The organism is Halomonas sp. KAO (assembly GCF_015595025.1).
Lineage (GTDB): Bacteria > Pseudomonadota > Gammaproteobacteria > Pseudomonadales > Halomonadaceae > Halomonas.
On record NZ_JADNRL010000037.1, the window covers coordinates 92,786 to 110,989 of the forward strand.

Here is an 18,204-nt window from a genome sequence, read left to right on the forward strand (position 1 = left end):
GATATCAGGCCGGCGTGTTGCCCAGCGTATGGCATGTGGCAATACCGTAAGGTCGCCATCTCGATAACAGGAGGTCTGATGTGCTCAATGCGCGGATCAAGCTCCGTCATATCCAGGCCTTCCTGGAGGTGGCTCGCCAGCGAAGCTTTGCCCGGGCCGCCGAGCGGATGTCGATCACTCAGCCGGGAGTCTCCAAGACCATTCGGGAGCTCGAGGAGATCACCGATGCCAGCCTCTTCGAACGGACCCCCCGTGGCGTCTCCCTGACAGAGGCCGGCCTGACCCTGCTGAGGCATGCCGGCCCGGCGCTGCGTGCCCTGGAAGAGGGAGTGGGTGCGCTAGGCGAGGAACATGCCGGCAGCTGGTTGCGTGTCGGGGCTCTCTCCACGGTGGAGAGCCGGTTGCTGCCGGAGGCGATCCTGCGTTGGCAGGCGAGCATGGAGGGAGAGAGCGGGGTCAGTGTAGTCACCGGCCCCAGCGCCTTCCTGCTCTCTCGGTTGCGCCGTGGTGAGCTGGACCTGGTGGTGGGGCGCATGACCGAGGCGCGGGAGATCCTCGATCTCTCCTTCGAGCACCTCTTCTACCAACGCCTGGTTCTGGTGGTACGAAGCGGACACCCGCTCGCCGACAAGGCTCATCTGGAACCACATCAGTTGATGCGCTTCCCCTGGGTGCTGCCGCCCCCTCAGACCACGCTACGCCAGCGGGTGGACAGCTTCTTCGTACGTCATGGTTTGGAGCTGCCGACGAGCCAACTCGAGACGCTTTCCCTTCCAATCGGCCAACACTACGTTCAGGGGAGCGATGCCGTCTGGGTGGCACCGGAGGAGGCCGCATGTGAGGCGGTCGACGCGGGAGTGCTTGCCGAGCTGGCCTTGCCCCTGGAGGAGCGAGGGGGATCGGTGGGGTTATGCATCAATACCAGCCTGGCGCCCTCGCTGGCGCTGGAGACATTCTGTGAGACGCTGCGAGGAGTGGCATCGGGCACCCCATAACCCCTGAGTTATGGGTGGGGCCCAAGGTGTCAATTGGCAGCCCGTGTGACTACCGTCAGACTGATCTGGGTCAATGTAATCTCCCCTGAGAGGAATGAAATGCAATACGACAGCAAGCGATTCGTCGAGCGCGACCGCAACTGGCACCCGCCGGCCTATGCCCCGGGGTACAAGACCTCCGTTGCCCGGTCACCGCAGCAGGCTCTGGTCAGCATGCAGAGGCCTACGGTATCGGAGCTTTCCGGCCCCGACTTTCGTCAACTGCGAATGGGCCCACACGATAATGACCTGCTGCTGAACTTTCGTCAGGACCAGAACCAGGGGCTACCCCAGGGCGAGCGCATCATCATGTTCGGCCGCGTGGTCGACCAGTTCGGCAAGCCGGTTCCTCATACTCTGGTGGAGATGTGGCAGGCCAACGCCGGTGGTCGCTACCGCCACCGAAATGATAGCTACCTGGCGCCGCTGGACCCCAGCTTCGGTGGTGTGGGGCGCACCCTGACCGATGAGCAGGGCTGGTATCGCTTTCGCACCATCAAGCCGGGCCCCTACCCCTGGCCCAACGATCCCAACAGCTGGCGCCCCTCGCATATTCACGTGTCGGTGATGGGCCCCTCGATCTCCACGCGCCTCATCACCCAGATGTACTTCGAGGGCGACCCGCTGATCCCGCTGTGTCCCATCGTCCACACCCTCAAGGACCCCGAAGCCGTGGAGACCATGATAGGTCGCTTGGACATGGCCCGCAGCAAGCCCATGGACTGCCTGGCCTATCGCTTCGACCTGGTGGTACGCGGCGAACTGCAGACCTACTTCGAAAATCAGTAACAGGGGTGACGAGATGAACCAGCCGAATTCCCGACCCACCAGCGAACTGATGCTGCGTGAGACCGCCTCCCAGACCGCCGGCCCCTACGTGCATATCGGCCTGGCCCTGGCCGCCGCCGGCAACCCGACCCGCGACGAGGAGATCTGGAACGAGATGGCTCGCCCCGAGGTCGAGGGTGAGCATATCGAGGTGGTCGGCACCGTGATCGATGGCAATGGCGATCTGGTCCGCGATGCCTTTATCGAGGCCTGGCAGGCCGATAGCAACGGCGAGTATCAGCCGGAATTCGACCTTGAGAAGCCGTTCAACAGCTTCGGAAGAACCGCCACCACCTTTGATCATGGCAGCGAGTGGTCACTGACTACCGTCAAACCGGGCCCCGTGGCTCACGCCAGTGGTCAGTCCCAGGCGCCGCACATCAACCTGGCGATCTTTGCCCGCGGCATCAATATCCAGCTGCAGACTCGCCTCTACTTCGATGATGAGGCCGAGGCCAACGCCGCGTGTCCGGTGCTGTCGCGCATCGAGTCGCCGGCACGTCGCCAGACCCTTATTGCCAAGCGTGAAGAGGTCGACGGCAAGGTGCGCTATCGCCTCGACATTCGCCTGCAGGGCGAGGGTGAAACGGTCTTCTTCGACTTCTGATCGGAACGACTTGTCCATTCTGCCGTGACCCGATCAGTGACGCCGCTCTTTCGGGGGCGGCGCTGGTGTCTATGGCGCCGGCCACTAGCCTAGAGGGGGAACGGTTCCCCCTTCCAACACTGCCCCCCATGCACTTTCGATATAAGAAAAAGAGGTCACCATGTCCAAACCCTGCATTATCTGTGTTGCGATCACCGGCAGCCTGCCGCGCAAGGAAAACAACCCCGCCGTGCCGATCACCGTCACGGAGCAGATCGAGAGCACCCAGGCGGCCTTCGAGGCCGGCGCTACCATCGCCCACTGTCATGTGCGCAACGACGACCAGACGCCCAGCTCCGACCCGGAGAAGTTTGGTCGCCTGCTGGAGGGGCTGAACAAGCACTGCCCTGGCATGATCGTGCAGCTCTCCACCGGTGGTCGTTCAGGGGCCGGCGAGGAGCGCGGCGGCATGCTGCCGCTCAAGCCCGATATGGCCAGCCTCTCGGTGGGCTCCAACAACTTCCCCAATCGCGTCTACGATAACCCGCCGCAGCTGGTCGACTGGCTCGCCGATGAGATGCTCAAGTATGACATCAAGCCCGAGATCGAGGCCTTTGATCTGTCGCATATCCACCAGGCGGTGAGCCTCTCCAAGCAGGGCAAGCTCAAGGCGCCGCTCTATGTGCAGTTCGTGATGGGGGTAAAGAATGCCATGCCGGCGGACAAGCCCACCTTCGATTTCTATATCGAGACCCTCAAGCGGCTGGCGCCCGACGCCCAGTGGTGTGGTGCCGGCATCGGTGCCAACCAGTACCTGCTCAACGAGTGGTCGATCGCCGCCGGCGGTCATACCCGCACCGGGCTCGAGGACAACGTGCGTCTCGATCGCGATAGCCTCGCCTCCTCAAATGCGGCCCTGGTCGAGCGTGCGGTGGCGCTGTGCGAGAGGTATGAGCGTCCGGTGGCGACCTGGCAACAGGCCCGCGAGATTCTTGGACTTTCAATGCCTTCAGGGTCGCCCTGAAAATGAACCGGTGATAACGATGCCCGGCCCGACCTCAGCGTAGGTCGTACTTCTTCAAACGGTAGGCGTAGGCGGGGCGTGTCATGCCCAGCCGGCGGGCGGCGGCGGCAATATTGCCCTCGCTTTCCTCCTGGGCCGCGATCAGCACCTCTCGCTCGATATCCTCGAGGGTCAGCCCGGCATCGAACAGGGCCTGGATATGTTGCCGGGGTGTGTCCTCCGAGTCAGGGATCTCTGTCGGCGCCTCGAGTCGGCCCCGGTCGTTGAGTCCTTGCCCCTTCTCCTTTTGCAGCGTGGGGACTCGGTAGTCGCCGAACAGTGCCCGTTCGGTGATATGTTTCTGGTCGGCGGTGAGAATCACTCCACGTTCGATGGTGTTCTTCAATTCACGCACGTTGCCGGGCCAGGTGTACTGAGCCATGGCCGAGCGGGCCTGGTCGGAGAAGCCCAAGGTGCGGCGCTGATAGTGGTGCTCGCAGCTGGCGAGGAAGTGGTCGGCCAGAGTGGGAATATCCTCGAGACGGTCGCGCAGGGGCGGTACCGTCAGCGTAAAGGCATTGAGTCGAAAGAACAGGTCACGCCGGAAGGCTCCCTCCGCGACCCGCTGGTGCAGATCGTTGTGGGTGGCCGCGACTACCCGCACATCTACCTCCCTCACGTCCTGGCCACCGACACGTTCGATCTGGTGCTCCTGCAGGGCACGGAGCAGGGCGGCCTGGGCACGGGGAGAAAGCTCGGCCAGCTCGTCGAGGAACAGGGTGCCGCCGTGGGCCCGCTCGAAGCGACCGAGGCGTGACTGTACCGCGCCGGTATAGGCTCCCTTCTCGACACCAAATAGCTCAGACTCGATCAGTTCCGGCGGAATGGCGGCGCAGTTGACGGCGACAAAGGGGCCCTTGGCACGCAGGCTCTGTTCGTGAAGGCGCCGAGCCAGGATCTCCTTGCCGGTGCCGGTCTCTCCGAGCAGCAACACCGGCACTTCCGAGACGGCTGCACTGTCGAGCATCGTCAACATTTCTCGAAAGGCGGGTGCCGAACCGATGGGACCCCAGTCATCGTCGGGCCGCTGATGGGTGAGGTCTCCCTCCAGGGTCGCAACCCGCGCCTGCAGCTCGTAAAGCTCATCGATCAGTGGGGCTTCACGCAGGAGGGAGGAGAAGGCCTCATGGTCGGACCACTCCTCGGCCAGCTTGCCGATGATCCGGCACCGGGCGTCGCCGCAGCCCAGGCACTCCACTTCTCGATACTGCACCTCGCGTCCCAGCAGCTGGGTGGCATAACCCGAGGCGTACCCCAGTAGCGTCCAGCACACCGGCGCGCTCTGTACGCCACGAGAACGCCACACCTCAACCTCGAACGAGCCCTGCCAGATGAACTCGCTGTAGAACCGGCCGGCTTCCAGATCGATATCCAGCTGGCCTGGTACTGCCTTGACGTGGCCCAGCAGCGCGTGAAGCTGTGGGCCAGCCAGGAAGCTGTCGTGCAGCCCCAGTTGCCTGCCGCGCAGTGACTCGCCGAGCTCGGCATCCTGCAGGCCGGAGTAGTAGCCCAGGCGGATGAAGACGCCACGGGCGCGCTCCGCTCCCAGGGTGGACACCAGCTCATTACGAAAGAACGCCGACGCCTGCAGCGACATCAGCAACATGCGTTGCTCGCCCAACCAGACCTGCCCCTCCTCCGGAAGGAAACGCAGGGCGTCCATCAGGTCGCGGGCGCTGGGGTACTGGGGAGTGCTGGCAGTCATGAGTCACTCGTCGACAAGTCGCAATGCCAGGATATCACCCAGGCAGTATCAGGAGGTGACGCCCTGGGGTGATGATTTAGGCAATGATGAGCAAATGGTTAACCGATATTAGCGAACGTATGTTCGTATTGCGAATGAATGTTTGCGTGTAATTCGCCTAATGTCTTGATTACCCATGGTTTTACAGTTTCGGCACGGTTCTTGACAGGTAAATAGGGCTGGAGTCCGCTGATAACCTTTTGATTAGACTAAAGTCTAGGGTGTTGGAGGCTCTATCGACGGCAAGCCCATAACGACCAGACGGGTGACATTGACCATGAAAAACATAACAAGGGTGCTTTCCCGGCGCCTCTCCCCAGTGACGATCGGGGCACTGACCCTGTTCGGCTCTCTGCTGCTCCCCTCCGTGGCGGCGGCAGAGAGTGAAACCGATATGCGTGAACCCGCCGAAGTCTACCGGCAGGTCTGTTCCCACTGCCACGAAACGGACGTCGCCAACAAGGTGGCTCCGATCACCATGGCATTCCCCGAAGTGGCCCATGAGGCGCGTGGAAACTATATCCGTATGACGGTACGCAACGGCCGAGCCGCCATGCCGTCCTTCCGCGAAGCCAAGATCAGCGACCCTGAGCTGGAGGCGCTGATTCAGGCATTGATGGGCGGCGATCTGGCGCCCGCCGCGGATAGCGAGGAGTAGCGCCATGAAGCTGACACGGCGACAACTCATGAAGAATGGCCTGCTGTTGGGCGCCTCCGTGCCGCTCTCGCTGGGGGCCGCCTGGGCCTCCGATGTCGGCCTTGCTGATGATCCGGCACATGGCTCGATCAGCCTCTTCGGCGTCGATCGCTCCACGACCGAGCTAGGTCAGGGGTTGCGTCAGCAGGGCTGGACGCCGCGCTATGAAGGTCGTCTCGACCCGTTAGCGCTGAATGCACAGCCCGCCGGCACGCTGGCGACTGGATTTACCGATGAGGCGGGCCTGGTACTGCTGACCAGTCTACTGGCCGGTCGCGGCCGAGTGCTGGCGTTGGGGCGACATGACGCGGGACAGCATCGCCTGCTGAGCCATCGCGGTCCCATCGCGGCGCCGTTGGCGGTAGATGCGGGCAGCTGGCAAGCCGCACTGGGGCGTGAATATGCCCGCCTGGCAACGGCCTCGGGTAGCGCGCGCCATCGCCAAGACATCAGGCGTCCGTACGGTGAGTCCGTCAGTGCCACCGAGCTGAGCTTCCTGGTTCGGCTGTAAGCCCCCGATCACAATAATCGAGAGACGACTTCATGAGCACCACACAGCGAATTCTTCCCAAGGGCGTGTCCGAAGCTGACTTCGACGCTGCCCTCGTTCGGTTCCGCGAGATTCTCGGGGCCGATAGTGTCCTGACCGAAGGCGACCAGCTCGCGCCCTATACCAAGATCATGATGGCCGGCGACGACAAGGACTACATCCCTTCCGCGGCGCTGCTGCCCACCACTACCGAGCAGGTTAAGGGCATCGTGCGCACCTGCAACGAGTACAAGGTACCGATCTGGACCATCTCCACCGGCAAGAACCTGGGCTACGGCAGCGCCGCCCCCGGCGAGACTGGCCAGGTGATCCTCGATATGCACCGCATGAACCAGATTCTCGATGTCGACCCCGAGGTCTGCACGGCACTGCTCGAGCCCGGCGTGACCTATCAGCAGCTCTACGACTACATCAAGGAGAACGACCTCAAGCTGTGGCTGGATCCGCCGGCTCCTTCGGCCATCGCAGGCCCCGTGGGCAATACCCTGGACCGCGGTGTGGGCTATACACCCTATGGTGAACACTTCATGTTCCAGTGTGGCATGGAGGTGGTGCTGGCCAACGGTGAGGTGGTACGCACCGGCATGGGAGGCATCGAGAACTCCAGCTCCTGGCAGGTGTTCAAGTGGGGCTATGGTCCCTATATCGACGGTCTCTTTACCCAGTCCAACTACGGCATCGTGACCAAGATGGGCCTGTGGCTGATGCCCGAGCCTCCGGCCTATCGTCCTTTCGTTATCCAGTACGACGACCTGGAGGATATCGAGGAGATCGTTGATGTTCTGCGCCCGCTGCGCATTGCCCAGATCATCCCCAATGCGGTGGTGATTGTGCACACCCTCTGGGATGCGGGGACTCATGTGCAGCGCAAGACCTACTACGAGGGTAGTGACTCCATCCCGCGCGAGGCCATCGAGCGCATCAAGCAGGATGAGGGCGTCGGCGAGTGGAACGTCTACGCGGCGCTATACGGCACCCCCGAGCAGATTGACGTCAACTGGAAGATCGTCGAGCAGGCCTTCGGAAAGAGTGGCAAGGCCAAGATCATGTACGGCGAGGAGGCCGAGAAACGGGGCGGTGGCTTCGAGTATCGTGCGGCCCTGATGAGGGGGGATATGAACCTTCAGGAGTTCGGCCTCTATAACTGGCGTGGGGGTGGTGGCTCCATGTGGTTTGCGCCGGTCTCCCAGGCGAAGGGCAGCGAGACCAAGGATCAGACCGAGCTGGCTCAGAAGATCCTCGGCAAGTACGGCTTCGATTACGTGGCAGAGTACATCGTCGGCTGGCGCGACATGCACCATGTCATCGACCTACTTTACAACCGCGAGGATCCGGAAGAGACCCAGCGGGCCCATGACTGCTTCGCCGAGCTGATCGACGAGTTCGCCAAGCGTGGCTACGGTCTCTACCGCACGAACACCGAGTTCATGGAGCAGGTCGCGGGGACGTTCGGCGAGCCACTGCGCGAGGTGCACAAGACGCTGAAGAATGCTTTGGATCCCAATGGCATCCTGTCGCCGGGTAAGTCGGGCATCCGCTCCTGATCAGCGGTCGAGTCACACGGGCCACCCTCGGCGTGGTGGCCTGCACACATCAAAGCACAATAGAAACGGTAAACCCCATATGTCCATGCACTTTCCCCTGAAACCACTGGTACCGATGGTCCTGGTTGGCTTGTTGGGCGGCCAGTCCGTGCTGGCCGCGGAACCGGAATCTGCCGCCAGCAACGCAACGATGTCCAGTAATACCACCGTGGTGATGCTGGGCACCGGCACGCCGGTGCTCAAGCATGAGCGCGCCGGTCAGGCCATCCTGGTGGTGGTCGACAAGGAGATGTATCTGTTCGATGCCGGTCCGGGGTTCGTCAGGAACTTCGATGCGCTCTCCGGGAAGGACTTCATGCCCGAGGATATCTACTTCAGCAACGACTCCGTCTACGGCGAGATGAACAAGGTGTTCGTCACTCATCTGGACTCGGATCATGTGATGGGCATGCCGGAGCTGATGCTGCGTCCCTGGGTCATGGGGCGCAGCGAGTCGATGAAGGTGATCGGGCCCAAGGGAGTCGAGGCCATGACCACCAATATCCTGGAGGCCTATGTCGATGATATCGACCATCGCCTGCATGGCACCCAGCCGGCCAACCCGGATGGCTTCAATGTCGATGTCACCGAGATCAGCGAGACCCAGGTGGTGCATCAGGACGACAAGGTGACCATCACCGCCTTCAAGGTGCCCCACGGCAGCTGGGAGGACGGCATGGCGTTCGGCTACCGGGTGGAGACACCCGAGAAGACGGTGGTCATCAGCGGCGACACGCGCCACGAGGAGGCGCTCTATGAGCACTTCGAGGGCGCCGATATCCTGATCCATGAGGTCATGAGTGAGGGTGGTGTTCACCAGCTGCCACAGGATTGGCAGGACTACATGTACCACGCCCATACCAGCACCAAGCAGCTGGCCGAGATCGGCGATGCCATTGAGCCGGAGCTGCTGGTGATGACTCATCCCCTGCTTTTCGGGCAGACCGATGAGCAGCTTCGCGAAGAGATGGCCGGCTATTACGACGGTAATTTCGTACTGGCCTCGGACCTGGCGATCTACGACTGAGGCCGGTCTTCACTCATACATCGCGATGGTCCTGACGCCATCGTGATCCTCCAGGAGGAATCAAGAGATGACGGAACGTTACAGTGACTTCCATCTGCAACCCATCGCCGGCGAGTGGCGCGAGGGAGCGAGCGAGCGCAGCGCAAGGGTGACCAACCCCTTCGATGACAGCGAGCTGCTCGAGATTCGCCTGGCCGACCGCAATGACCTGGATGCCGCCTATCTGTCGGCGGAGAAGGCCCAGGCCGAGTGGGCGGCGACGCCGCCGGCGGAGCGCGCCGGCCTGATGCACCGCGTGGTCGAGATCTTCGACGCCCGCAAGGAGGAAATCATCGACTGGCTGATCCGCGAGTCGGGCAGCACCCGGCTCAAGGCCAACGTCGAGTGGGGTGCGGCGCGCGGCATCACGCTGGAAGCCGCCAGCATGCCGGGTCGCGTGCATGGCATGACCCTGGCCTCCAACGTGCCGGGCAAGGAGAACCGCGTCTATCGCAAGCCGCTGGGCGTGGTGGGGGTGATCAGCCCCTGGAACTTTCCGCTGCACCTGTCGCAGCGTTCCATCGCCCCGGCGCTGGCGCTGGGCAACGCCGTGGTGGTCAAGCCGGCCAGCGACACGCCGGTGTGCGGTGGCCTGCTGCTGGCGCGCATCTTCGAGGAAGCCGGCCTGCCCAAGGGGCTGCTCTCCGTGGTGGTAGGGGCCGGCAGCGAGATCGGCGACGCCTTCGTCGAGCATCGCGTACCGCGCATGATCTCATTCACCGGCTCGACCCCGGTGGGGCGTCGCATCGGTGGCATCTGCAGCGGCGGTGAACACATCAAGAAGGTGGCCCTGGAGCTTGGCGGCAACAGCCCCTTCGTGGTGCTTGATGACGCCGATATCGAACAGGCCGTCAACGCCGCGGCGATGGGCAAGTTCCTGCACCAGGGGCAGATCTGCATGGCGGTTAACCGCATCATCGTCGATGCGTCGCGCTACGACGAGTTCGTCGAGCGCTTCGTGGCCAAGGTCAAGGGACTCAAGGTCGGTGATCCCGATGATATGGCCACCGTGGTTGGCCCGATCATCAACGCCAAGCAGCGCGAGGGGCTGGAGGAGAAGATCGCCATCGCCAGGCAGGAGGGAGCCACCGTGCTGCTTGAGGGCGAGGTCGAGGGCCAGCTGGTGCCGCCTCATGTGTTCGGCGATGTCACCCCCGACATGGAGATCAGCCGCGAGGAGATCTTCGGCCCGCTGGTCGGCATCCAGAAGGCGCGTGACGAGGCGCATGCCCTGGAGCTGGCCAACTCGTGCGAGTACGGCCTCTCCAGCGCGGTGTTCACCGCCGACCTGGCGCGCGGGGCGCGATTCGCCCAGGGCGTCAAGGCTGGCATGACTCACGTCAACGACATGCCGGTCAACGATGAGGCTCATGTGCCCTTCGGCGGTGAGAAGAACTCTGGCCTGGGTCGTTTCAACGGCGACTGGGCCATCGAGGAGTTCACCACTGATCAGTGGATCAGTGTGCAGCATGCGCCGCGCGGCTATCCCTTCTGATTCTACGTCGCCTATAACGCCTGCCCCGCGGCAAGCGGGGTCAGGCCATGCCAATAACAGAGACAACGCACGATGATATTCAAGAACAGCATTCGGCTGGTGGCCCTGCTCGGGACCGGCCTCGCCACCACACCGGCATTCGCCGTCAACGGCCACTACGTGCCGGGCATCGAGGGGCTGAGCGCCGCCGCCGCGCCGCCCGCGGGCCTCTACTACCGCGCCTATCTGATGCGCTACGACATCGACAGCTTCAATGATAAGAACGGGGATGCGGCGCCGGGCAGCAACAGCGGCTCGGTCAACGCCCTGGCCCATCGCCTGATCTGGATCACCGACAAGCAGTTCCTGGGGGCTGACTATGGCATGGAGACCATCATCCCCATGCTCGATACCGAGCTCGATCTGGAAACCTCGGCCGGGAGGCGAAGCTTCGATGACGATGGTATCGGCGATATCTTCATCGGCCCGGTGATCCTTGGCTGGCACGGCGAGCAGTGGGATGCCACCTTTGCCGCCGGCCACTGGTTCGACACCGCCGACTTTGACCGCCATAACCGGGCGTCGGTAGGCAAGGGCTACGGTACCACCATGCTGACCCTGGGCGGTGCCTGGCACTTCGATGCCGAGCGTCGCTGGAATTTCTCGGCGTTGTCACGCTACGAGATCAAGACCGAGCAGGACGCTACCGGCATTACCCCCGGCGATAGCTGGCTGGTGGAGTGGGGCTTCGGTCATCGACTGGACAGCGGCCTGGAACTCGGCCTGGTGGGTTATGACGCCTGGCAGCTCGAGGCAGATGACGGCGCAGCGATCGGCGCCAAGGCTGAGCGCCACGCCATTGGCGCCGAGGCGGGTTACCTCTGGCCCCAGGCCGGGGTGATGCTCAAGGGTGCCGTCTACCATGAATACGATGCTGAGGCCGGTGGATTGAAGGGGCTCGAAAGCGAGGGCGATGCTATCCGCCTGCAGCTGACCAAGTTCTTCTGAGGCAAGGCGGCGTGGAGGCGCCTCGTACACTGATGGCACTCTAATGCCCCGCCGGACCGGCGGGGCCTTCCGATGAAGGAGACTATCCATGCAGATTCAAGCGGCAGTCACCGCCGAACAGGGCAGCGACTTTCAATGGCAATCGGTCGAACTGGCCGAGCCCGCCCTGGGCGAGGTGCGGGTGCGCATCGTGGCCACCGGTGTCTGTCATACCGATGCCGTGGCCCGCGACCTGGGGATTGCCCCATTCCCCATCGTGCTGGGGCATGAGGGAGCCGGCGTAGTCGAGGCCCTCGGCGAGGGCGTGACCGGGCTCGAGGTGGGCGATCATGTGGTGCTGTCGTTTGCCCATTGCGGTAGCTGCGGACACTGCCTGACCGGGCATCCTACCGTTTGCGACACCTTCAATGACTTGAACTTCGGTGGCGCCATGGACGATGGCAGCCACCGTATCGCCCGGGGTGACGAGGCGCTGGCGACCTTCTTTGGCCAGTCGTCCTTTGCCAGTCACGCCGTGGTCAATGCCCGCAATGCGGTCAAGGTCGACCCCGTGGTGGATCTGGCGCTGCTCGGTCCGCTGGGCTGCGGCATCCAGACCGGTGCAGGTACCGTGCTCAACCGGCTCAAGCCCGAGTTCGGCTCCAGCCTGGTGGTCTACGGCTGTGGTGCCGTGGGGCTATCCGCCATCATGGCGGCGCGCATCACCGGGTGCCGTCACATCATTGCGGTAGACGTCCACGATAGCCGCCTCGAACTGGCCCGGGAGCTGGGGGCGACGCATGCCATCAATGGCCAGAATGAGGATACCGTCGAGCGGGTACACGAGATCACCGGTGGCGGCAGCGAGTTTGCGGTGGAGACCACCGGTGTGCCGGCAGTGGTGCGCCAGTCGCTGCAGGCGCTGCGCCCGCTGGGTGTCTCGGCGATCGTCGGCGTCACCCCCGAAGTGACGTTCGACGTGCACCAGGATCTGATGGCCGAGGGCAAGTCGATGATCGGCGTGATCGAGGGTGACTCGGTGCCGCGGGTGTTTATCCCGCAGCTGGTGGACTACTTCAAGGAGGGGCGCTTTCCCTTCGACAGGCTGGTCAGGTTCTATGCGCCGGAGCAGATCAACCAGGCCTTCGAGGACTCGGCGAACGGCACCACCGTCAAGCCGGTGCTGAAGATCGGATAGTATTGTGCCCCGCTGCATGGCGCCAGTCGTGCGTGGCCTGGTGCAGGGTGATGATCTTGTTGAGAGTCTGGATCCCTGCACTGGCAATACCGGTTTCATGCACATCGAGTGACATGGCGGTCTCGGGAGCAGCCTGCTTCGTGAACTGAACTGGGATAGCTCTACCTGAGCCCTGTCTTCTAAGACGACTTCGTAAATAGCGTCGGCTCTTCCCGGTGTCATCGGTTTGGATGACGGGCACCATGCGGCGTGCACTTAAAACTTCATGCTGATACCGCCTGCGATATTGTCATGGGCTTCTTCGTACTGGCCCGTCTCCAGAAAGAGGGTGGTGTTCTCGCCGAGGTGGTACTTGATGTCCGCGACGACGACCCGCTCATTCAGTGCCTCGTTATCATCGTGGCGCTTCTCGGCGTAGCCCAGACTTGTCGTCCAGCGATTGGTCAGGTCGTAGGTGACATTTGTCCCATAGGAATCGAAGTCGCCGGTAGGATGGTCTCGGTTGATTTCGTAGATGCCTGCCAGGTCCAGGCGCCCGAATTCATGGCTCAGCGACGCCACCGAGCGGTGATAGTCATCGTCCGTGGGTAGCTGTTCGGCATTGGTGATGACGTGACCGATGCCTGCCTTGAGGCCTTCGGCGTTGTTATACACCAGTCGAGCGGCCCAGACATCCGAGTCTTTATTGTTGGCATCGTCCAGGGTCAGGCTAGTGCCTACGAAGCGGAAGCCTCCGCCGAACGTCGGCGATACATAGGCGATGACATCACTGGCCTGCTCCACCTGGCCGAAGATGGCGATGTCGCCGGTTTGGGCATGGAAGCGATTATAGTAGTAGTTGTCGATCTCGGAGTAGAGTGCGTTCCACTGACCGGAGGGAATGCGGGGGGCAAACAGCAAGGAGCCATAATCGCTGATCAGTAACAATCTTGCCGTACGAATATAAATGTCGTCATCGGTACCGCCGTTGGGATTGCCCGGCGTCCAGGTCAAGGCGTCATTGTCATTGACGGCGTTGGTGAAGTCGGCGACGAAGTCATAGCTGAGCTTGAGCGGGGTATCATCGAAGGTGAAAAGTCCGTCGAATCCCGCCTCCAGGCCAAAGGCCCAGGCATCGATGTCGCGGTCATCGACCTTGAGTGCGCCGGTCGCCAGTTCGCCCTTGAAATTGGGGCCGCTATGGGATTCTTGGGCCTGTGCCGGTCCGGCTAGGAGGATGGCGCAAGAGAGGGGAGCAAGCCATAGGGGGTGTGTTGCTGCATGGATGTATCCTTTGAGTAGTTTTTGTGATGTAAACGACAGGGGGGGCTGGTGGGATTGTGGTTGCGGGGCTGCTCAGATCCGCAACTTCGGCCAGAGAGTCAACTCCCCGGCCGTAAGACGAATTCGAGTAGACACATCGGTGGCCACCGATGAACGCAAGTATCTTATAAACCTAGGGTTCGAACTTATTTAAAGACATCCAGGTCATCGGCTAGTACCACGTCGCCGTCGTAGTCACGCTGGACTTCCTCGAGTGCTGACTCGATGGGGGCCCCGTAGTGCAGTACATGATAGAGCACCAGCAGGTCGGGCTGAGCGGCGTTCGCCAAGTCAGCCAGCTCGTCGGTCAGGGTATGAGCGTACTGATGATAGGCTTGCCACTGTTCCGGAAGCTCCTTCCAGCCGGAGTGACTGATGACCTCATGGATCAGGATATCGGCCTTTTCAGCTTGCCTTTCGACTTCCTCGTTGATCGAGGTGTCGCCGGAAATGACAATGGTCTTGTCAGGGGTTGTCACCTTATAGCCATAGGCCAAGTCCCAGTGACCATGGGAGACGGGGAATGCCTCGATCCTGATTCCATCCTCCTCGAACACCGTGCCCGGGGCGGTGATTTCGGTGACATCGGCATATGCCGCATCGGGGTTGGTGACCGGGCTCTTGTCCTTGAGCCGGGTCTCGGTGTCATCGGCCAGCATAGTATAGATGCCTTCGCTCATGGCCTGCGTGCCTTCGGGGCCGAAGACCTTGAGCTGATCCGTGCGGCGCCACCAGTAGGTGCCCAGCAATTCCGGGTAGTCCAGAACATGGTCGCTGTGCAGGTGAGTCAGAAAGAGGTGGTCGATATTGACGGGGCTTAGTGGAGCGATGTCGAGACGTTCGGCGGCCTGGGTCGCGCGTTCGATCACTCCGGCGCCGACATCGAAGACATAGGCCTCATCGTTGTAAATGACCGCGATACCGGCTCCCGCGCGCTCCCCATTGGGTACGGGGGTACCAGTACCCAGCATGACCACCTGCGTATCCGCAATAGCTGTGATGGAAGTACCTATTGCAAGTCCTGTTATCGCCATTCCGGAGGTGGTGACCAACCACCCCCAGGCGATTTGAAACTGATACTACGAGGGTGTGGTTATGCTCGGAGTTGCTGGGGTAAGACTAAAGTCGCTTTTCGTGGCGCGGGCCAATGGTTTACTTTTGGCCTATTCTGCGAACTCATGTTCACTATGCGAACGACTGACGCAGCGACAACAATTCTCGGAGGATTACCATGAAAACCAAGTTCACCGCCTGCCTGCTGGTTGCGTCCATTGCCGGCCTGGCCGCGGCTTCTGCTCAATCAGCCACTACCCTGCGCATGGCCCACTTCTGGCCGGGTGCTTCGGGCATTAACCAGGATATCTTCGAGGAGTGGGCCGCAACCCTCGAGGAGGAGTCTGGGGGTGAGCTTAAGGTGGAGATGTTCCCCTCCGGTACGCTGGCCAAGCCAGACTCTCTCTATGAAGCGGCGTCCAAGGGAATCGCCGATATCAGTGCGACAGCGCAGGGCTATACCGCCGGTCGCTTCCCGCTGTCACAGATCGTGGAGTTGCCCGGGGTAGCGACCAGCGCGACCCAGGGGGCCTGTGTACTGCAGACGCTCTACGAGGATGGGCACCTCGACGATGAGTACGCTGACACCCGCCCGCTGTTCTTCTTTACCACCGGCCCCGGGGGGATTCACACCATCGATACCGAGGTGAAGGTGCCGGCTGACCTCGAGGGGCTGCGTATCCGTCGCCCCACCGCAGTGGCGGGAGAGATGCTCGAGAACATGGGGGCAACCCCCGTGGGCATGCCGGCGCCGGATATCTACACCTCCATGCAGCGAGGTGTCATCGACGGTCTGAGCTTTCCGTGGGAGGGGTTAAAGGGCTTTCGTATCAATGAACTGGTCGAGTATCACACCGAGGTGCCGTTCTACACCCTGATCTTCGTGGCGACCATGAACCAGCGCGCCTACGACCGCCTTAGCCCCGAGCAGCAGGCGGTGATCGATGCCAACTCCGGAATGAAATGGGCAGAGAATGCGGGGACGGTATTCGACCGCCTCGACGTGGAGGGCAAGCAGGAGGCAAAGGCAGCGGGACATACCATCCGCGAGATCGAAAGCCCGCTGGAAAATGCGGACTGGCAGAAGCCGCTGCAGGACGGGATCGAGAGCTACCTGGACGAGCTCGAAGAGCGAGGACTGCCCGGTCGCGAGGTCTACGAGGCGGCCCTGGCCGCCAGCGCGTCCTGCGTCGCCGATCAGGGGTAAAGCCATATGCAGTCAACCTTGAAAAGGGCCAGCCACTGGCTGGCCCTGTTGTGCAAGCTAGTGGCCGGCATCGCCCTGCTGGGGCTGCTGGGGGTCACCATCGTTGATGTCACTACCCGCTATCTATCGCGGCTCACCGACGGGAGCGTGGCGTTGAGCGTGACCGGTAGTGTGGAACTGGTGAGCTATTTGATGCTGTTCTCGCTGCTGGCGGCCATGGCCGCCAATGTGGAGAAGAGCCAGGTGGTGGTGGAGGCCTTCTCCCATGGCCTGTCACCCACCATCAAGAACCGCCTGCACGGCGTCTATCTTCTGGGTTTCACGGCCCTTGGCCTGGTGCTCTTTTTCGGTCTGCTGGAGTCCGGCAGTTCGGCTGCTCGGTATGGTGAGGTGACTCAGGACCTGCGGATTCCCATGGGGCCCATCTATTACGCCGCCGCCGTACTCAGTCTGATGCTGGGACTACGGAGTCTGGTCCATGCCTTGTTGAGTGCCATCTTCGGCGTCGAAGGGGAGGTCTCCCATGGGGAGTGAGATGATCGGGGCCATCGGTCTGGGCCTCTTGTTGGTACTGATGATGCTACGGGTACCAGTAGCGTTGACCATGTTGATTGTCGGGGTGGTGGGTTTTGCCCAGGTGATCAGCTGGGATGCCGCCATCGCCCAGCTCAAGACCGTGCCGGTAGAAGTGCTCTCCAACTACAGCTTCAGTGCGGTACCGATGTTCATCTTCATGGGCGTGCTGGCGGCACATTCCGGCATGGCCGGCAAGCTGTTCCACTCTACCCGTGTGATCTGCGGTGGCTGGAAGGGTGGCCTGGCCATCGCTGCCGTCGGCTCCTGCGGCATCTTCTCGGCGATCTCCGGTTCCTCGCTGGCCACCGCCAGCACCATGACCCGTGTCGCTCTGCCCGAGATGGAACGCTATGGCTACAACCGGGGCCTGGCCACCGGCGCGCTGGCGGCCGGGGGAACCCTGGGCATCATGATTCCGCCCTCCATCGCCCTGCTGATCTACGCCATCCTTACCGAGCAATCGGTCGGCGACATGTTCATGGCAGGCCTGGTGCCGGGGCTGATGGGGCTGGTGATGTATGCACTGACGGTCAGCGTGGTGATGCGACTCAAGCCATCGCTGGCGGTGGCCGGCGAGTCGACCACCTGGACGCAGAAGCTGGCTTCGCTCTCTGGCCTGGTGCCCTTCTTCGCGGTCTTTCTGGTAATGATTCTGGGCATCTACTTCGGCGCCTTCACCCCTACCGAGGGAGCCAGTGTCGGCGCCTTCGCCACCCTGCTCTACGCCCTGGTCAAGGGCATGCGCGCAGCCGCGTTATGGCGCAGCGTGCAGGAGACCCTGGCGCTCTCGGCGGTGGTGTTCTTCATGCTGGTAGGTGCCGAGACCCTGGGCTACTTCATCTCGGTGTCACGGATCTCCTTCTCGATTACCGATCTGCTCTATGGCATGGAGCTTTCGCCCATGGTCGTGGTGCTGTGCATCCTGCTGCTCTATTTCGTGCTGGGGATGTTCATGGATGCGATTGCCATGCTGGTAATCACGGTGCCGGTGGTTTATCCGATTATCCAGGCGCTCGGTATCGACCCCATCTGGTTCGGCATCATCACCGTGCTGACCGTTGAGCTGGGGCTGATAACCCCTCCGGTTGGGATGAACGTGTTCGTGATCAAGGCCATGGCGCCTCATGTCGGGTTGGGCGAGATATTCAAGGGGGTAGCACCCTTTATCGTCTCGGATTTCGTGCGACTGGCCTTGCTGATCCTCTTTCCGGCGCTGACGGCGCTGTTCCTGATGTGAGCATCAGAAGTCCCTGGGC

Annotated in this window: 17 protein-coding genes; 14 read left to right on the forward strand and 3 right to left on the reverse strand. The window is 62.1% G+C overall.

The window, feature by feature from the left end; all coding sequences use genetic code 11:
- Positions 1 to 80: 80 nt before the first annotated feature.
- The 4 genes from pcaQ (at position 81) to IOC61_RS16420 (ending at position 3,472) form a co-directional block, all read left to right on the forward strand.
- Positions 81 to 995 carry a pca operon transcription factor PcaQ gene (gene pcaQ / locus IOC61_RS16405; protein WP_132041967.1) on the forward strand — a complete coding sequence of 305 codons (915 nt, stop codon included), beginning with the start codon at positions 81 to 83 and terminating at the stop codon, positions 993 to 995.
- 99 nt (positions 996 to 1,094) lie between these two features.
- The gene (pcaH, locus tag IOC61_RS16410; RefSeq protein ID WP_195689809.1) at positions 1,095 to 1,823 is read left to right on the forward strand and encodes a protocatechuate 3,4-dioxygenase subunit beta; all 729 of its coding nucleotides are present in this window, start codon (positions 1,095 to 1,097) and stop codon (positions 1,821 to 1,823) included.
- Positions 1,824 to 1,836: 13 nt separating this feature from the next.
- Positions 1,837 to 2,469, forward strand: a complete 633-nt coding sequence (gene pcaG / locus IOC61_RS16415; RefSeq protein ID WP_195689810.1) for a protocatechuate 3,4-dioxygenase subunit alpha — start codon at positions 1,837 to 1,839, stop codon at positions 2,467 to 2,469.
- Positions 2,470 to 2,629: 160 nt separating this feature from the next.
- Positions 2,630 to 3,472 (forward strand): 3-keto-5-aminohexanoate cleavage protein, encoded by an 843-nt coding sequence (locus IOC61_RS16420; protein ID WP_195689811.1) that lies wholly within the window; start codon positions 2,630 to 2,632, stop codon positions 3,470 to 3,472.
- 34 nt (positions 3,473 to 3,506) lie between these two features.
- On the opposite strand, the gene IOC61_RS16425 is transcribed toward IOC61_RS16420, so the two are convergent.
- Positions 3,507 to 5,216 carry a sigma-54-dependent Fis family transcriptional regulator gene (locus IOC61_RS16425; protein WP_195689812.1) on the reverse strand — a complete coding sequence of 570 codons (1,710 nt, stop codon included), beginning with the start codon at positions 5,214 to 5,216 and terminating at the stop codon, positions 3,507 to 3,509.
- A gap of 316 nt (positions 5,217 to 5,532) precedes the next feature.
- Between IOC61_RS16425 and IOC61_RS16430 the strand changes: the two genes are divergently transcribed.
- The 7 genes from IOC61_RS16430 to IOC61_RS16460 all read left to right on the forward strand — a co-directional run bounded on the left by IOC61_RS16430 (position 5,533) and on the right by IOC61_RS16460 (position 12,810).
- The gene (locus IOC61_RS16430) at positions 5,533 to 5,913 is read left to right on the forward strand and encodes a c-type cytochrome (protein ID WP_195689813.1); all 381 of its coding nucleotides are present in this window, start codon (positions 5,533 to 5,535) and stop codon (positions 5,911 to 5,913) included.
- Positions 5,914 to 5,917: 4 nt separating this feature from the next.
- Positions 5,918 to 6,463: a hypothetical protein gene (locus IOC61_RS16435; RefSeq protein WP_195689814.1), complete on the forward strand. Its 546-nt coding sequence runs from the start codon at positions 5,918 to 5,920 to the stop codon at positions 6,461 to 6,463.
- Between the two features lie 32 nt (positions 6,464 to 6,495).
- Positions 6,496 to 8,046, forward strand: a complete 1,551-nt coding sequence (locus tag IOC61_RS16440) for an FAD-binding oxidoreductase (protein ID WP_195689815.1) — start codon at positions 6,496 to 6,498, stop codon at positions 8,044 to 8,046.
- A 190-nt stretch (positions 8,047 to 8,236) separates the two neighbouring features.
- The gene (locus IOC61_RS16445; protein WP_195689816.1) at positions 8,237 to 9,112 is read left to right on the forward strand and encodes an MBL fold metallo-hydrolase; all 876 of its coding nucleotides are present in this window, start codon (positions 8,237 to 8,239) and stop codon (positions 9,110 to 9,112) included.
- Positions 9,113 to 9,179: 67 nt separating this feature from the next.
- Positions 9,180 to 10,646: an aldehyde dehydrogenase family protein gene (locus IOC61_RS16450; protein ID WP_195689817.1), complete on the forward strand. Its 1,467-nt coding sequence runs from the start codon at positions 9,180 to 9,182 to the stop codon at positions 10,644 to 10,646.
- A 72-nt stretch (positions 10,647 to 10,718) separates the two neighbouring features.
- Positions 10,719 to 11,633, forward strand: coding sequence for a SphA family protein (locus tag IOC61_RS16455; RefSeq protein ID WP_195689818.1), 915 nt, complete (start codon positions 10,719 to 10,721; stop codon positions 11,631 to 11,633).
- An 88-nt stretch (positions 11,634 to 11,721) separates the two neighbouring features.
- Positions 11,722 to 12,810, forward strand: a complete 1,089-nt coding sequence (locus IOC61_RS16460; RefSeq protein WP_195689819.1) for an NAD(P)-dependent alcohol dehydrogenase — start codon at positions 11,722 to 11,724, stop codon at positions 12,808 to 12,810.
- A 255-nt stretch (positions 12,811 to 13,065) separates the two neighbouring features.
- On the opposite strand, the gene IOC61_RS16465 is transcribed toward IOC61_RS16460, so the two are convergent.
- Both IOC61_RS16465 and IOC61_RS16470 read right to left on the reverse strand, forming a co-directional pair.
- Entirely contained in the window at positions 13,066 to 14,112 is a 1,047-nt protein-coding gene (locus tag IOC61_RS16465) for a porin (protein ID WP_195689997.1), read from the reverse strand.
- 146 nt (positions 14,113 to 14,258) lie between these two features.
- A complete protein-coding gene (locus IOC61_RS16470) occupies positions 14,259 to 15,164 on the reverse strand; it encodes an MBL fold metallo-hydrolase (protein WP_229333207.1) in 906 nt (301 codons plus the stop codon).
- Between the two features lie 179 nt (positions 15,165 to 15,343).
- Between IOC61_RS16470 and IOC61_RS16475 the strand changes: the two genes are divergently transcribed.
- From IOC61_RS16475 to IOC61_RS16485, 3 genes are read left to right on the forward strand one after another with little or no spacing between them, the layout of a single operon-like run.
- Positions 15,344 to 16,372: a TRAP transporter substrate-binding protein gene (locus IOC61_RS16475; RefSeq protein ID WP_195689820.1), complete on the forward strand. Its 1,029-nt coding sequence runs from the start codon at positions 15,344 to 15,346 to the stop codon at positions 16,370 to 16,372.
- Between the two features lie 6 nt (positions 16,373 to 16,378).
- The gene (locus tag IOC61_RS16480) at positions 16,379 to 16,906 is read left to right on the forward strand and encodes a TRAP transporter small permease (RefSeq protein WP_195689821.1); all 528 of its coding nucleotides are present in this window, start codon (positions 16,379 to 16,381) and stop codon (positions 16,904 to 16,906) included.
- Positions 16,896 to 18,185, forward strand: coding sequence for a TRAP transporter large permease (locus tag IOC61_RS16485; protein WP_161424177.1), 1,290 nt, complete (start codon positions 16,896 to 16,898; stop codon positions 18,183 to 18,185). Before IOC61_RS16480 ends, IOC61_RS16485 begins: the two co-directional genes overlap by 11 nt.
- Positions 18,186 to 18,204 lie beyond the last annotated feature (19 nt).

Excerpts from the sequence above, each read along its gene's own strand:
- pcaH (WP_195689809.1), top strand. The coding sequence starts at position 1,095 with ATGCAATACGACAGCAAGCGATTCGTCGAGCGCGACCGCAACTGGCAC.
- pcaG (WP_195689810.1), top strand. The coding sequence starts at position 1,837 with ATGAACCAGCCGAATTCCCGACCCACCAGCGAACTGATGCTGCGTGAG.
- IOC61_RS16420 (WP_195689811.1), top strand. The coding sequence starts at position 2,630 with ATGTCCAAACCCTGCATTATCTGTGTTGCGATCACCGGCAGCCTGCCG.
- IOC61_RS16425 (WP_195689812.1), bottom strand. The coding sequence starts at position 5,216 with ATGACTGCCAGCACTCCCCAGTACCCCAGCGCCCGCGACCTGATGGAC.
- IOC61_RS16430 (WP_195689813.1), top strand. The coding sequence starts at position 5,533 with ATGAAAAACATAACAAGGGTGCTTTCCCGGCGCCTCTCCCCAGTGACG.
- IOC61_RS16435 (WP_195689814.1), top strand. The coding sequence starts at position 5,918 with ATGAAGCTGACACGGCGACAACTCATGAAGAATGGCCTGCTGTTGGGC.
- IOC61_RS16440 (WP_195689815.1), top strand. The coding sequence starts at position 6,496 with ATGAGCACCACACAGCGAATTCTTCCCAAGGGCGTGTCCGAAGCTGAC.
- IOC61_RS16445 (WP_195689816.1), top strand. The coding sequence starts at position 8,237 with ATGTCCAGTAATACCACCGTGGTGATGCTGGGCACCGGCACGCCGGTG.
- IOC61_RS16450 (WP_195689817.1), top strand. The coding sequence starts at position 9,180 with ATGACGGAACGTTACAGTGACTTCCATCTGCAACCCATCGCCGGCGAG.
- IOC61_RS16455 (WP_195689818.1), top strand. The coding sequence starts at position 10,719 with ATGATATTCAAGAACAGCATTCGGCTGGTGGCCCTGCTCGGGACCGGC.
- IOC61_RS16460 (WP_195689819.1), top strand. The coding sequence starts at position 11,722 with ATGCAGATTCAAGCGGCAGTCACCGCCGAACAGGGCAGCGACTTTCAA.
- IOC61_RS16475 (WP_195689820.1), top strand. The coding sequence starts at position 15,344 with ATGAAAACCAAGTTCACCGCCTGCCTGCTGGTTGCGTCCATTGCCGGC.
- IOC61_RS16480 (WP_195689821.1), top strand. The coding sequence starts at position 16,379 with ATGCAGTCAACCTTGAAAAGGGCCAGCCACTGGCTGGCCCTGTTGTGC.
- IOC61_RS16485 (WP_161424177.1), top strand. The coding sequence starts at position 16,896 with ATGGGGAGTGAGATGATCGGGGCCATCGGTCTGGGCCTCTTGTTGGTA.